This is a genomic window from Streptomyces yerevanensis (genome assembly GCF_000716805.1).
In the GTDB taxonomy this organism is placed as follows: Bacteria; Actinomycetota; Actinomycetes; order Streptomycetales; family Streptomycetaceae; genus Streptomyces; species Streptomyces flaveus.
In genome coordinates, this window is record NZ_JNWJ01000002.1 from 136,380 (window position 1) to 150,995 (window position 14,616).

Annotated in this window: 12 protein-coding genes; 2 read left to right on the plus strand and 10 right to left on the minus strand. The window is 69.9% G+C overall.

All coding sequences use genetic code 11. From position 1 onward, the window contains the following. The first annotated feature begins 427 nt into the window (after window positions 1-427). The gene (locus OP79_RS02630) at window positions 428-841 is read left to right on the plus strand and encodes a DUF6069 family protein (RefSeq protein ID WP_033318230.1); all 414 of its coding nucleotides are present in this window, start codon (window positions 428-430) and stop codon (window positions 839-841) included. Window positions 842-916: 75 nt separating this feature from the next. On the opposite strand, the gene OP79_RS02635 is transcribed toward OP79_RS02630, so the two are convergent. From OP79_RS02635 to OP79_RS02665, 7 genes are read right to left on the minus strand one after another with little or no spacing between them, the layout of a single operon-like run. Further along, on the minus strand, window positions 917-1,669 hold the full coding sequence (locus OP79_RS02635; RefSeq protein WP_033318231.1) for an SDR family NAD(P)-dependent oxidoreductase: 753 nt from the start codon (window positions 1,667-1,669) through the stop codon (window positions 917-919). Further along, window positions 1,666-2,592 (minus strand): fumarylacetoacetate hydrolase family protein, encoded by a 927-nt coding sequence (locus tag OP79_RS02640; protein WP_033318232.1) that lies wholly within the window; start codon window positions 2,590-2,592, stop codon window positions 1,666-1,668. The genes OP79_RS02635 and OP79_RS02640 overlap by 4 nt, the downstream gene beginning before the upstream one ends. A 13-nt stretch (window positions 2,593-2,605) precedes the next feature. Continuing rightward, a complete protein-coding gene (locus OP79_RS02645) occupies window positions 2,606-3,544 on the minus strand; it encodes a VOC family protein (RefSeq protein ID WP_033318233.1) in 939 nt (312 codons plus the stop codon). Between the two features lie 18 nt (window positions 3,545-3,562). Beyond that, a complete protein-coding gene (locus OP79_RS02650) occupies window positions 3,563-4,549 on the minus strand; it encodes an amidohydrolase family protein (protein ID WP_033318234.1) in 987 nt (328 codons plus the stop codon). A gap of 53 nt (window positions 4,550-4,602) precedes the next feature. Then, on the minus strand, window positions 4,603-5,739 hold the full coding sequence (locus OP79_RS02655; RefSeq protein WP_033318235.1) for an FAD-dependent oxidoreductase: 1,137 nt from the start codon (window positions 5,737-5,739) through the stop codon (window positions 4,603-4,605). A 24-nt stretch (window positions 5,740-5,763) separates the two neighbouring features. Next, window positions 5,764-6,720 carry a cyclase family protein gene (locus OP79_RS02660; RefSeq protein WP_033318236.1) on the minus strand — a complete coding sequence of 319 codons (957 nt, stop codon included), beginning with the start codon at window positions 6,718-6,720 and terminating at the stop codon, window positions 5,764-5,766. After that, window positions 6,717-7,697, minus strand: a complete 981-nt coding sequence (locus tag OP79_RS02665) for a fumarylacetoacetate hydrolase family protein (RefSeq protein WP_033318237.1) — start codon at window positions 7,695-7,697, stop codon at window positions 6,717-6,719. The genes OP79_RS02660 and OP79_RS02665 overlap by 4 nt, the downstream gene beginning before the upstream one ends. A gap of 120 nt (window positions 7,698-7,817) precedes the next feature. Here OP79_RS02665 and OP79_RS02670 point away from each other — a divergent pair, with 120 nt between their 5' ends. After that, window positions 7,818-8,738 (plus strand): LysR family transcriptional regulator, encoded by a 921-nt coding sequence (locus OP79_RS02670; RefSeq protein ID WP_033318238.1) that lies wholly within the window; start codon window positions 7,818-7,820, stop codon window positions 8,736-8,738. A 71-nt stretch (window positions 8,739-8,809) separates the two neighbouring features. Here OP79_RS02670 and OP79_RS02675 read toward each other — a convergent pair whose 3' ends face one another. From OP79_RS02675 to OP79_RS02685, 3 genes are all read right to left on the minus strand, one after another. Further along, window positions 8,810-10,084, minus strand: a complete 1,275-nt coding sequence (locus OP79_RS02675) for an MFS transporter (protein ID WP_033318239.1) — start codon at window positions 10,082-10,084, stop codon at window positions 8,810-8,812. Between the two features lie 261 nt (window positions 10,085-10,345). Next, window positions 10,346-11,491, minus strand: a complete 1,146-nt coding sequence (locus OP79_RS02680) for a Glu/Leu/Phe/Val family dehydrogenase (protein ID WP_033318240.1) — start codon at window positions 11,489-11,491, stop codon at window positions 10,346-10,348. After that, complete coding sequence (locus OP79_RS02685; RefSeq protein WP_051744358.1) at window positions 11,484-14,435, minus strand: FAD-binding and (Fe-S)-binding domain-containing protein; 2,952 nt, start codon at window positions 14,433-14,435, stop codon at window positions 11,484-11,486. The genes OP79_RS02680 and OP79_RS02685 overlap by 8 nt, the downstream gene beginning before the upstream one ends. Window positions 14,436-14,616 lie beyond the last annotated feature (181 nt).

Consider the following 14,616-nt stretch of genomic DNA (forward strand, 5'->3'; position numbering starts at 1 on the left):
CGGGGGGTGGATACGGGAAGTAGAGGCCTGAAGTAGGGGCCTGGCCCGAAGGACTTCAGGAACCCGGAGCGGAGCACGCCCGGCCCAGGAGGCGGGTGTGCCGTGGGAGGGGTGCGCGGGAGGCAGCGGGACCGTTGTCGGTTGTCCGCGGCGGTCGCATGGGTGCGACCACCTCGCCTTTCGCGACTAGAGCGCATCATTAGCGCGCTCTAGTGCTTGGTAACTATGGAGCCGACCCCTGGTGCTGTCAACAGGTTTGTTCGGATGTCCCGACAGAGGCTGAGGGGGGATTCCCGCCGCGGGTGGAGGCCGACTGCCGCGCTCTAGATGTAGGTCTTGAAGTTTCAACGATCTTCCGGGAGGCTCTGCTTTGAAGTTGAAACATTCCTCTCGGTGCTCATGCCGCAGTCCCCTCCCTGGAGTTGCCATGTCCGTTACCTCTGAGGCAGTCGCCTCCCGCCGCGGGCCGCTCGTCGTGGCCGGAGGTGTGCTTGCCGCGATCGTGGTGGCCTCTCTGGCCGACGCGGTGCTTGCCCTCCTTGCCCTGGCCGTGGGTGCGCCCGACGACTTCCAGCCGCTCATGCCCGGCTCGTACATCTTCCTGACAACGGTCGGGGTGGTGGCCGGGGCCATCGGCTGGGCCATCATCCGCAAGGTGTCGAAGGATCCCGAGGCGCTGCTGCGATGGCTGGTGCCGACCGTCGTCGGGGTGTCCTTCGTGCCCGACTTCCTGCTCTTCGGTGAAGGCGGAGCGGCCGGCGTCGTGGCGTTGCTGCTGATGCACATCGTGGTCGCGGTGGTCGCGGTGTTCGCCTACCGCAAGGTGATGCCCTTGTCGTAAGAGCACGCGAAAGGCGTCGGGCGGGCAGGGGCTGTGGTGCCCTGCCCGCCCGACGCGTCCATGACTTGCTGTTGTTCAGGCGTCCTGACGCAGGGCGTCCGAGATCGACTTGACGCCGCCGTGCGCGGTGAGGCCGCCGTCGACGGGGATCTCGGCACCGGTGATGAAGGACGCCTCGTCGGAGAGAAGGAAGACCACCAGCGGGGCGATGTCGTCGGGGGTGCCGGTGCGGCCGAGCGGAGTCTCGCGGATGTTGGCCTCGTGGAAGGCGGGGGGCGCCGAGGCCGTCATCTCGGTCTCGATGTAGCCGGGCAGGACGGTGTTCACGCGGATGCCGCGTGGACCCAGCTCCATGGCCGCGGTCTTCGACAGACCGCGCAGCGCCCATTTGCTGGCCGTGTACGCGACCGTATAGTGGCCGGTCAGCGCGGCGGCGGAACCGATGTTGACGACGGACGCGCCCGGCGGCATCAGCGGGGCCAGGTTCTGGATGCCCAGCAGCGGACCGGCGGCGTTGACCGCCTGGACGCGGGCGAAGTCCTCGGCCGCCACCTCGCCGACGCGGGCCCGCAAGATGATGCCTGCGTTGTTGACCAGGCCGTGCACCTGCCCGAACTCCGTGCGCAGCTCGGCGGCGAGCCGCGCCCAGTCCTCCTCGTTGCTGACGTCCAGGCGCCGGCAGCCGGGCGCCTCGGTGATGTCGGTGGCGATCACCCGCGCGCCCTCGCGGGCCAGCGCCTCGACCTCCGCCGCGCCCTGGCCACCGGCCGCGCCGGTGACCACGACGACCTTGCCCAGGAGTCGTTTTGTGCGGATGCCGTCGGTCATGGCCGCTCCCTCGTGCGCTTGCGGGCGACCGGGATCTTGAGCGGATCGGGGCCGACCACCACGGTGTTGGAGACGGAGCCTATGCCCTCGACGGTAAGCGTCACCGTGTCGCCCGGCTTGAGCGGCACCGGGTCCTGCTTGCCTCGTACGCCCCACAGTTCGGCGAGGCAGCCGCCGTTGCCGCAGGTGCCCGAGCCGAGGACGTCGCCGGGACGCACCCAGGTGCCGCGCGAGGCGTAGGCCACCATCTCCTCGAAGGTCCAGCTCATGTTGGACAGCAGGTCCTTGCCGACGACCTCACCGTTGACCTCGGCGGTCAGCGCCAGCCGCAAGAAGCCGTCGGAGTCGCGGTACGGCTCCAGTTCGTCGGCGGTGACCAGATACGGGCCCAGCGTGGTGGCCGTGTCCTTGCCCTTGCAGGGGCCGAGGCCGACCTTCATCTCGGCGGACTGGAGGTCGCGGGCGGACCAGTCGTTGAAGACCGTGTAGCCGACGATGTGGTCGCGGGCCTGCTCGGGGGTGAGGTCACGGCCCGCGCGGCCGATGATCGCGGCCACCTCCAGCTCGAAGTCGAGGACCTGTGAACCCGGGGGCACGGGCACGTCGTCGTACGGGCCGATGACCGCGTACGGGTTGGTGAAATAGAAGGTCGGCGCTTCGTACCAGGCCTCCGGTACCCCTGCGGACCTGTCGATCGACCGGCGTACGCCTTCCACGTGCTCCTCGAACGTGACGAAGTCCCGGATGGTGGGCGGCTCCAGCGGCGGCAGCAGCCGTACGTCCGTCAGCGGAACGGCGGGGCCGACCGGACGTACACCTGACGCGTCGAGAGGCGAGGTCCCGTCGGGCAGCGCGCGGACGACGGCGCCCTCCACGACCCCGCAGTGACGGCGCCCCTCGTACAGGTAAGTGGCGATGCGCAATGGTCAGCGCCCCTTACACCGGCGGGGCGACGAAGCAGCCACGGTCGGGGTCGTTGAACGACTCCTTGGCGACCATCTCGTTCATCGGGTTCGCGGTGCCCCACTGGTCGGTGACCTCGGGCTGCGAGAAGTCGTAGACGTGCGGGTGCCAGCTGTCCTCGTCCAGCTCCTCCAACTCGGTGGTGTACTCGACCGTGTTGCCGTGCGGGTCCAGGAAGTACGTGAAGGTGTTGTCGCCCGCCATGTGACGGCCCGGACCCCAGATCTTGCGGACACCGGCCCGCATCAGCCGGCCGGAACCGCGCATGTACTCGTCCAGGCCGCGCATCTCGAAGGAGACATGGTGCAGGGCGGTGTGCGGGCCCTGGGCGATGGCCATGGAGTGGTGCTGGTTGCTGATCCGCATGAAGTGCATGACCTCGCCCATGTGCGGCGAGTGGAGGGTGTCGGAGAGGCGGAAGCCGAGGTGGCGCTCGTACCACTCACGGGTCTTGTTCAGGTCGGGGGAGTTGAGCACCACGTGCGAGAGGCGGACCGGGATCGCCTCCTTCTCCTCGATACGGCGGTGCTGCCTCGCCTCGACGTCCGCGGAGACCTCGATGGTGCGACCGTCGACGTCGAAGAAGCGGAAGCCGTAACCGCCACCGGGGGTGTCGACCTTGCCCGGCTGGGAGATCAACTGCACACCCTGGGAGAGGAGTTGGTCGGCCAGCGTGCCGACGTCGGCCGGGCTGCCCGCCCCGTACGAGACCAGGTCGAGGCGCTTCTCGTCGGCCTTGCGCAGTCGTACGACGTACTGTTCGGGGCTGCCTTCGGCGGCGAGGAAGGAGATGCCGGAGTCCTCGGAGACCTGGGTCAGGCCCCAGACGCCGGAGTAGAAGTCGAGCTGCTTGTCGTAGTCGGGCACGGCGAGGTCGACGTGCCGCAGATGGGTGAGCAGGCGGTTGCTCATGGGGAATCCTCCTCAGGCTCAGGCGAGGTCGAGCAGTACGGCGGCGTTTCCGCCGCGGATGGCGTGGAAGTCGTGGTCGGGCAGGTCCGCGGTGCGCAGCGCGCCCAGCGGGTCCTCGGTGCCCATGTCGAAGGGGAAGTCGGAGCCGAGCAGGACCCGGTCCGGGCCTGCGGCGCGTATCAACTCCCGCAGTACGTACGGGTCGTGGACGAGGGAGTCGAAGTACAGCCGCTTCAGGTAGCTGCTCGGCGGGTGGGCGCAGTCCCGGGCGTCGGGGCGGGCCCGCCATGCGTGGTCGGAGCGGCCGATGTGGGTGGGCAGGTAGCCGCCGCCGTGCGCCGCGATCAGCTTCAGGCCCGGATGGCGGTCCAGTACGCCGGAGAAGATCAGGTGGGAGAGCGCGACCGCGTTCTCGGTTGGCTGGCCGACCGTGTTGGACAGGTACCACCGGTCGAGGCGCTCGTCGAGCGTGCAACCGAACGGGTGCAGGAAGATCAGGGCGCCGGTCTCCTCCGCGCGCGCCCACAGAGGTTCGTACGCCGGATCGGACAACTCGCGCCCAGGCGCGTGCGAGGAGATCTCCACGCCCTTCAGCCCCTGCTCCAGTGCGTGGTCGAGCAGCTTCGGCGTGAGGCTGGGGTGCTGGAGGGGGATCAGGCCGAGGCCCTGCAGCCGGTCGGGAGCCTTCGCGCAGTGAGCGGCGGTGCCTTCGTTGGCCAACTGGCAGATTCTGTCGGCGAGTTGGTGCTCGGCCCAGTAGTGGTAGTGGCCCGGTGAGGGGCTCACCAGCTGCACGTCCACGCCGGCCGCGTCCATGGCCGCCAGGCGCACGGTGACGTCCGTCAGCTTCGGCACGCGCGCGCCCACCATGGGGCCGTTCACGGCGAGGGCCGCCGACCCGTTGCGGCGGGCGTCGAGGCCCTGGGCCTCGGCGAGGCCGGGGTGACCGGCGACGGCCTCCTCGATCTCCGGCAGGAGGACGTGCGCGTGCACGTCGATAGCCAAAGGGCGCGCAGCGCTTCCTTGGAAGGGTGGCGGTGGGAGACGGGTGGGCGCCGTCACGGCAGCTCCTTCAGGAGGTTCATGGTGCGGCCGATCAGCCCGGGCACGTCGGCGTCGCGTACGCCGTCCAGCTGCCACTGGCCGATCTGCACGGATGCCTCGACGACGGTCCGGACCCGGGGGATGCGGCGGTCGTAGTAGCTCTGGAACAGTTCCTCGTCCCAGTCGTGTCCGCTCGTGAGCAGCTCGGCGAGGACGAGGGCATCCTCCAGGGACAGGGCCGCGCCCTGGGCCATGGTGGGCGGGCAGCAGTGCGCGGCGTCGCCGACGAGGACGATCCGGCCGCGGTGCCAGGAGCCCTCGACCAGCATCCGGGTGAACCAGGTGTAGTTGACCTGCTCCGGCTCGGTGATGTGCTTGGTGATCTCCGGCCAGGCACCGCCGTACTCCTGCGCCAGGCGGCGCATCTCGTCGGCGTAGGTGGCCGGGTCGATGGAGGCGCGGTCGCGGCAGCCTTCGACGACGTACGCGTAGATGCTGTTCTCACCGGTGGGGGTGTAGCCCGCGATGTAGGCGGGGCCGCCGTAGGCGAGGTCGGTGCGCGTCACGCTCTCGGGCCGTGGGGCGGCGATGCGCCAGATGGCCATGCCGGTGGGCTCGGGTCTGTCGGTGATGCCGATCGCGGCGCGGGTGGCGGAGTTGAGACCGTCGGCGCCGATCACCAGGTCGTAGCGGCCCTCGCTGCCGTCGCCGAAGCGCACCGAGACGCCGTCGGCGTCCTGCTCCAGCGCCTCGGCGGTGGTGCCGAGGCGCACGTCGGCGCCGGAAGCGCGGACCGCGTCGATGAGGATCTGCTGCAGCTGGGGGCGCCGCATGCCGAGGGTGGCGGGCAGGTCCTCCCCGCCGGTCTGGATGTCCTCGGCGACGAACAGAACGGTGCCGTCGGGGGCGGTCACGCCCAGCGAGCCGAAGGAGTATCCGGAGGCTTCCACCCGTTCCCACACACCCAGTTCGCGCAGGACCCGCAGGGCGTTGCCCTGGAGGGTGATGCCGGATCCTGTGGTGGCGTTCCAGTCGGGCCTGGCCTCGATCAGATCCACGGCGATGCCGGCGCGGCGCAGCAGGATGGCGACGGCGTTACCGGCGGCGCCGCCGCCGATGACGAGGACGGTGCGGGGGTCGGTGTCGGTCATGGAGAACTCCCTTGTCCCTGACGGTTATTTGACGGCGACGGGGTTGACCGGCGAGCCGACGGCTCCGGTGATGGGCAGGGGTGCGGCAGTGAGCCAGAACTCGTACACGCCGTCGGCCGCGCAGTCCGCGGCGAGAGCGTCGAGGTCCCACATCTCGCCGATCAGCAGGCCCATGTTGGGGATGACGACCTGGTGCAACGGCTGGAAGGCATGGTCGAACTCGTTCGGCCGCACCTCGAAACCCCAGGTGTCGGTGGCGATCGCGGCGATCTCCGTGTGGTGCAGCCAGCCCGCGGTGGCGAAGGACAGCCCCGGCGCGGGCCCGCCCGCGTATTCACCCCAGCCCTCGCGGCGTACCCGGGCCAGCTGTCCGGTCCGCACGACGACGATGTCGCCGCGGCCGATGCTCACACCGTGGGCTTCGGCCGTCGCGGTCAGGTGCTCCTCGGTGATCGCGAAACCGTCAGGCAGCTCACCGTCGGTGCCGACGACCCGGCCCACATCGAGCAGTACGCCGCGCCCCGCGACGTATGGAGCCATGTGCTCGATACCAGTGACGAGGTCGCCGTCGGAGGTGACGACCTTCTCGGCGTCCCTGCCGTTCCAGGCCTTGCCGTGGTCGAAGATGTGCCCGAGCCCGTCCCACTGCGTGGAGCACTGCAACGGCATCGCGATCACGTCGTCGGCGCCGCCGATGCCGTGCGGGAAGCCCTGGTTGCCGAGGGCGGCGTCGGTGCCGGTGTCGAGCATGGTGTGCACCGGGTTGGTCCGCCGCCGCCAGCCCTTCTGCGGGCCGTTCATGTCGAAGCGCTGCGAGAGCGAGAAGCTGACGCCCCGGCGTACGAGCGCCGCGCCCTGGCGCCGCTTGGCCTCGTCGAGGAAGTTCAGCGTGCCGAGCACGTCATCCTCGCCCCAGCGACCCCAGTTCGAGTACGCCTTGGCGGCCTCGGCGATCGTGCCCTCGGGGTCGGAGCGGTTCACGCGCCCTCCCCGACACACCGGGTGCGTTGCACACCCAGACCGGTGATCGACCCCTCCATGACGTCGCCGTCGCGCAGCAGCCGCCCCCAGTGGATGCCGTTGCCGGCCGGGGATCCCGTCAACACCAGGTCACCGGGCAGGAGTTGAGCCGACTGCGAGATGTACGAGACCAGCCGTGCGACGCCGAAGAGCATGTCCTTGGTCGACTCGTCCTGCATGATGTCGCCGTTCAGCTTCAGCGTGACCCGCAGGTCGCCCGGGTCGGCGATCGACCCGGCGGGGACGATCCAGGGGCCGAGCGGGGTGAAGCCGGGGGCGTTCTTGCAGCGCAGCCAGTCCGTGCCGATGGCCTTCATGTCGCGACGGAAGACGGTGGCGCGGTCGGTGAGGTCGTTGGCGATCGTGTACCCGGCGACGTACTCCAGAGCCTCCTCGACGGACACCTGGTGCGCAGGCCTGGCGATGACGGCCGCCAACTCCAGCTCCCAGTCCGGCTTTTCGGCCCAAGAAGGGAGGATGACATCGTCGTACGGACCGGTGATCGCGCTCGGCAGTCCGATGAAGACGTACGGCAGATCCTCGGCCGCCCGGCGGTCCATGACCGCGGCGATCTCCGCGCGCGCCTCCTCGACCGTACGCGGGTCGTCGGGGGAGCGGTGGGCGACCTCCAGGTCGATCACGTGCTGCCGGTAGTTGGCACCGGACTGGAAGATCTGGCGGGGTTCGACGGGGGCGTGCACGCGTAGGCCCTCCAGCGGCTGCCAGTCGAGCGCGTCGTCGTCCGCGAGGGTGTGCAGGACGGGGAGGGCCTCCTCCCAACGGTCCAGCACGGCACGCATTCCGGAGGGCGCCCAGGCCAGGAACTTGCCGAGGTCCAGCACCCGGCCCTTCGCCATCAGTCCGGGGAACGGCTCCCCGTCCGGAAGCGAGAACGTGCCGAGCGCGAACGGTCCGGCAGGTTGCGCGAGCGTTGCCATGAGATTTCCTCCTGCTGGGTTGCGGTCTACTCTGACCTCGATCGGCGGATCACGGAAATCAATCCTGTGGATGCGTCGTATCCATGACATGGATGACCCTCACTTGTCAGGTGGTTGCCGGTGAACCTCTCCCGACTCGATCTCAATCTGGTCCTCGCCCTGCGTGCGCTGCTGGAGGAGCGCAACGTCACCCGGGCCGGCGAGCGCATCGGACTGAGCCAGCCCGCCATGAGCGCGGCCCTGTCCCGGCTGCGCCGCCACTTCGACGACGCCTTGCTCGCCCGGACCGGCAACTCCTACGAGCTGACCCCGCTCGGCGTCGCCCTGCGCGACCGCAGCGCCACCGCCTGCGACCTGCTGGAGCGGGTCTTCACCAGCCAGGCCGACTTCGACCCCGCCGCCGAGACCCGCGAGTTCACCCTGCTCGCCTCCGACTACGGTGCGGCCGTCTTCGGCGCCGCGCTCTCCCGAGCGCTGCACCAGGAGGCGCCGGGCATCCGGCTCACCTTCCGGCACCCGGCACCCTCCGTCGAGGAGAACACCGCCGCCCTGCTGAGCACCGTCGACGGACTGCTGATGCCGCACGGCGTCATCGGCGGCTTCCCCTGCGTCGACCTCCACCAGGACCGCTGGCTGTGCATGGTCGCCGACGACCATCCCGAGATCGGCGCCGAACTCACCCTCGACCAGTTGGCCCGCCTGCCCTGGGCCGTCTACCAGCGCCCGTACGACGCCCCGGTCGCCCGCCAGTTGAGCATGCTCGGCATCAGCCCTCAGGTGGAGGTCTCCGTCCAGACCTTCCAGCTGCTGCCGCACATGATCGAGGGCACCCGCCGGATCGCGATGATCCAGGAACGCCTGGCCCGCACGGCGGTGCGCTCCGCCGCGGTGCGCGTTTTGCCCTGCCCCTTCGAGGCGGTGCCGGTGCAGCAGGCGATGTGGTGGCATCCGGTGCACGCCCAGGACGCGGCGCACATCTGGCTGCGGCAGAAGGCCGCGGAGGTGGGGGCGACGCTGATGGGTCAGTCGAGCGTCCCGTAGGGGCGCGGGGCTGTATCAATGTGAGGCTCCGCCGCAGATGTCACAGCCCCGCGCCCCTGGGTTGGCTGCCCTCAGGCCAGTTGTTCCGGCAGCGGTCGCGGGTCCGTGGCCGCTGCCATGCGGCGGCGGGTCGCCCACAGCCCCGCCGCGACGAGGGCGGCGGCCAGCCCCAGCACGCCCACCGCACCCGCGAGACTGCCGACCGCCGGCTCCACGGCGAGCAGCACCAGCGGGCAGACGAACTCACCCCCGAAGAAGGCCGCCGTCCACAGCCCCGTGCCGCGGCCGCGATCCTGGAAGTCCAGACGCGACATGGCACTGGTGAGGAGGGCCGGCAGCAGCATGCCCGTACCCAGACAGTTGATCACCGCTCCCAGGACCAGCAGGGTGGCGTTGCCCGCCAGGAACATCACGCCGAAGCCGGCCGCGCAGACCGCGAAGACGGCGGGCAGCATCGGGTCGGGGGAGCGCTTCAGCCGGGCGAAGGTGATCGCGCCGACCACGGTGGCGGCACTCGCGACCGCGGTGGCCAGACCGATCACACCGGTGCTCTCCACGCCAAGGTCGTCGAGCAGGTACGCCATCTCCACCGGCACGGTGTAGAAGACCATCGCGCCGAAGAAGGTGACGGCACAGATACCCGCCAACTGCCGCCAGGGGAACGGATGGTGGGGCTGACCGGGCGCCGCCTTGTTCGTGACCTCGGTTGCCGTGCGGGCCGCCGGGTTGGGCAGGGCGGAGACCATCAACGGGGCAATTACCAGGCTCACGGCGTAGATCCAGAAGGGCACTCGCCAGCCCGCGGCGCCCGCGGCGCCGCCGATCACAAAGAAGACGGTGGCCGACGCGGAGGCGCACATGGTCTGCAGGGCGAGGTACTTCACCCGCTGGTGGCCGGAGTAGTAGTCGCCGATCAGAGTGGTGCAGCAGGTCATGATCGCGGCCTCGGCGACACCGACCAGGGCACGGCTCGCGATGATGGCGCCCAGCGAGTCCAGATAGAGCGGGGCCGTGCCGAACACGGCGTACAGGAGGGTCGCCACGATCAGCAGACGCTTACGGCCCAGCCGGTCCACGATCACCCCGGCGAACGGGGCCAGCAGCGCCAGCGACAGCGCCGGAACGGTCAGCGCGAGGGGAACCAGCGCTTTGGCTCCCGGGGTCGACTCGAAGTAGTCCTGCATCCTCGGCAGCACCGGGGCGATCAGTACCGCGCCCAGGATCGGCAGACAGCTGCCCGCCATCAGCAGGCTCACGCGCAGCAGATGAGCCGGGCCCGAGGTGGCGACGGGTGACGGAGCGGTGTCAACCACCGCGGTGGGGGACGGGGGCACGGAACCGGGCATGGCGACTCCAGGGCTGTGTACGGGAGCGGGCATGCCGTCACGGGCGCCGACGACGGCGCACGGCATGCTGCGGAATACCGGGGAAGGCCACACACCGGGTGCTGGTCCGGACAGCGGTGTGCGGTGCGCACGACTATGGGCTGTACGGAACCCCGCCGCTATCCTCCGCGCGATCCGAATCCCGTATCCGCCTCATCCACGCCATGGATGAGGCCGCCATGAATGAGACCTTCGCCTCCCGCCCCTTGCCGTCAGGCCCCCTCAGGGGCGAAGCCGCCCCTTGCTCCGCATAGCGGCGCGCACGCGTTCCTCCGCCAGCCCGCGCCCCGCGATGTGCGGCGTGGTGCCGCGGCGCCCGGCTTCTTCGAGGACCGTGACGGCGTTGGCGCGCAGCCGCTTGGAGATCGTCTCGAAGATGGTTGGGGTCTCGGGCCGGAAGCCGGAGTAGCGGGCGTCCATGGCGAAGGCGGCGGCCACGACGCCCCCGGCGTTGGCGATGAAGTCGGGCAGGACGGCGATTTCGCGTTCGGCGAGGACTGCCTGGGCCTGCTCGGAGGTGGGGAGGTTGGCGCCCTCCACCACCAGGCTGGCCTTGATCTGGTGGGCGGTCTTCTCGTCGATGACGTCCTGGAGAGCGGCCGGTACGAGGATGTCGCAGTCGACGGTGAGTTCCTGGCCGGGCTGGATGACGACGCCCTGGGAGTGGCGGGTGACGAAGTCGTCGCCATACGCGTCGTGGGCCGCCCGCAGTGCGGGAACGTCCAGGCCGGTGGGGTCGTGGAGGGCTCCCCGCGCGGTCGACACGGCGACGACGGTGGCGCCGAGCTCGGCGAACCGTACGGCCGCAGCACGACCGACCGCCCCGAACCCCTGAAGCGCGACGCGGGCGCCGCTCAGGGGCAGCTGGAGATGCTGAGCGGCGGCGTCCGCGGCTTCGGCGACTCCGTACCCGGTGACGCCAAGCTTGTCGTAGGCGACTCCGCCGAGGTGGGCCGGGGTGCCGACCGCCGCACCGCGGTCGCCGAGTTCGTCCTGGATGATGGCCGCGTCGTCCTCGGTCAGGCCCATGTCAAGGCCCATGACGTACTCGCGGGGCACCTCGTTGGCCAGGGCGCGGGCGAAGGCGCGCAGGATCGCCTCCTTGTCGGGGGAGGCGGGGTCCGCGACGATGCCGGCCTTGGCGCCTCCGTAGAACAGGTCGACTCCGGCCCACTTCCACGTCATGACACGGGCCAGCCGGGCGACCTCCTCCACGGAGACGTTCGGGCTCATCCGCGTACCACCCTTGCCGACACCGCGGGCGGTGTTGTCGATGACCAGGACGCCCTTCATTCCGGTACGTCGGTGGGAGACGACGACGATCTTCTCGGGGCCCCAGTCGTCGACGAGGGAGAGTGCGTCAGTCACAGTGTGGGTTCCTTGTCCGGCGAGAAGCGACCTGACGCTGATCGCCCAGGGCACGGGCGATCAGCTGGGCGAGATGAGTACCGCTGCGCTCGGTCTGCTGGGCGATCTGCGTACGGCAGCTGAAGCCGTCGGCCAGGACGACGGTGTCCGGGTCGGCCGCGCGTACCGCCGGGAGCAGGACCTGCTCACCGGCCGCCACGGACACGTCGTAATGACCGCGTTCGAAGCCGAAGTTGCCCGCCAGTCCACAACAGCCGGAGTTCAGCACGCTGTTGTCGACGCCCATGGCCTCCAGCAGTGCGCTGTCTGCACTGAAGCCGCTGGTGGCGTGCTGGTGACAATGGGTCTGGCTGATGGAGTTGATGGAGCCGACATCGATCCGTGGCGGCTGCCAGCCCGCGGTGTGGTGGAGGAGGAGCTCGGCGAGGGTGAGAGTGAGGGTGGACCGGGCGAGGGCTTGCGCGTCGGGATCGCCGTCGAGGAGTTCGGGCAGATCGGTTCTGAGCGCCGCGGTGCAGCTCGGCTCCAGGCCCACCACCGGCACGCCTTCGCGTGTCGCCGGTGCGAGCGCGGTGGCGGTGCGGCGGGCGATACGGCGGGCCATGCCCAGCTGGCCGGTGGTGATCCAGGTCAGCCCGCAGCACTGGGTGCCGTCCGGGACCTGGACCCGGTATCCGGCGTGTTCCAGAACCGCCACTCCCGCCTTGAGGACTTCGGGTGTGAAGTGGTTGTTGAAGGAGTCCACCCAGAGCATGACCGGGCCGCGGTGCCCGTCGCCTTCGGGAGTGCGCGTACGGAACCAGGTCAGGAAGGTCCGTTCGGCGAAGCGGGGCACATCGCGTTCGGCGGCGATACCGCCCAGCCGCTTGACGACCGGTGCGAGGCGGGACGCGGTGAGCCCGTTGACCAGCCAGGGCATACGAGCGGCCAGGCGGGACAGCAGGGGCAGCCAGCCCATGGAGTAGTGGGACGCGGGCCGCAGGCGCCGTCGGTAGTGATGGTGCAGGAATTCGGACTTGTACGTGGCCATGTCGACCTCCACCGGGCAGTCGACGCTGCAGCCCTTGCACGACAGACACAGGTCGAGCGCGTCGCGCACCTCGGCGGACCGCCAGCCGTCCGTGATGACCTCGCCCTGGGTCATCTCGTACAGCAGGCGGGCCCGGCCCCGGGTGGAGTCCTTCTCGTCGAGGGTGACGCGGTAGCTGGGGCACATGACATCGCCGCGCGGGGTGGTGCTGCGGCACTTTCCGACACCCACGCAGCGGCGGGTGGCCTTGGTGAAGTCGCCGTCGTCGGCGTGGAAGGGGAGGACGGTGGTCAGGGGCAGCGGGGTGCGGTGCGGGCTGACCCGGAGGTTGGAGTCAAGAGGCAGCGGTTCGACGATCATTCCGGGGTTCAGGCCGTTGTCGGGATCCCAGACGCCCTTGAACTGCTCGAACAAGGCGATGACTTCGGGACCGTACATCAACGGCAGCAGCTCGGAACGTGCCTGGCCGTCGCCGTGTTCACCCGAGAGGGAGCCGCCGTGGGCGGCGACGAGTTCGGCGGCCTCGGTGAGGAAGGCGCGGAAGACGGCGGTGCCGTGCTCGGTGGTGAAGTCGAAGTCGATGCGTACGTGCAGGCAGCCCTCGCCGAAGTGCCCGTACACGGGTCCCCGGAGTTCGTGGCGGCTGAGCAGTTCGGTGAACTGCCGTAGGTAGGAGCCGAGTTGGCCGGGTGGTACGGCGGCGTCCTCCCAGCCGGGCCAGGCTTCTGCCCCGTCGGGGGTACGCGTGGCCAGACCGGCTCCGTCTTCCCGGATCCGCCACAGTTGCCGGGCGCGTACGGGATCGGTGACGACCTCGTGGCCGGTGAACCCGGCGGTCTGGCCAGCTGTCGCGGTGAACTCCTTTGCCAGTGTGGGGAGTTCATCTTCCTGTCCGCCGAACTCGGCGAACAGCCACGCCTGTGCGCGCGGCAGGGTGTCGATCGTCCTACGGGTCTCGGCGCGGGTGACGATGTCGGTCAGGGCCTGGTCGAGTCCTTCCAGGGCCAGCAGTGGGTGCTTGAGGAGGGCGGGTACGGCGTCGGCTGCGGCGCAGGCGTCCTCATAGCCGAGTACGACAAGGGCCCGGGCGGGAGGGGGAGTTACGAGACGGACGGTGGCGGAGAGGACCACCGCGAGGGTGCCTTCGCTGCCGACCAGGGCACGGGCGAGGTTGAACCGCCGCTCCGGCAGCAGGTGTTCGAGCGCGTAACCCGAGACCTGCCGGGGGAACCGGCCCAACTCGGTGCGCAACGTTGCCAGGTTGCGCTCGGCCAGCCGGTGCAGGGACGCGATGAGCCGACCGCGGTCGTCGCCGGCCGCTACGGCTTCGTCGATCTCCAACTGCGTCATCTCGCCGAGGCGCAGGACAGTCCCGCGGTAGGTGACCACCTCGAGTTCCAGTACGTTCTCCGCGGTGCGCCCCCAGGCGACGGAGTGCGAGCCGCACGCATTGTTGCCGATCATGCCGCCGAGCGTGCAGCGGCTGTGGGTCGAGGGATCCGCGCCGAAGAGCAGGCCGTGTTCGCCGGCGGCCCGTTGCAACTCGTCCAGAACGATGCCGGGCTGCACCGTCGCCGTACGCGCAACGGGATCCAGCGCGAGCAGACGGTTGAAGTAGCGCGAGAAGTCCAGCACCACGCCGGAGCCGACGGCCTGCCCCGAGGTACTGGTGCCCCCGCCGCGCGAGGTGATCGGCACGCCCAGGCGACGGCACACAGCGATCGCGTTGAGCACATGCCGACGCTCGCGGGGGAAGACCACGGCCAGCGGAATCCGACGGTAGTTGGAGGCGTCGGCCGAGTACTGCGCTCGACGTCCGGCATCCCCCTGCACCTCACCGCAGTCGCCCTCGGCGAGCGCCTCGGTCACGGCCGCCGCGTCGAGACGCCCCGGGCCCTGCACTGTCGCCGTCACTGCCGCAGCTCCCTCATGCTCAGGTTGGTTCATGCTCAGATGGTCACGTTCGACCGCGTCCCCGTCACGATCTGCGTACACCTGCCCACCCCACAAGACCCAGCAGCGCGAAAGTAATGACTCTGCAGACCAAGTGATGCTTATCCTCGCCCAGGACGCGTCCCGGAGGCAGGCAGGAGGA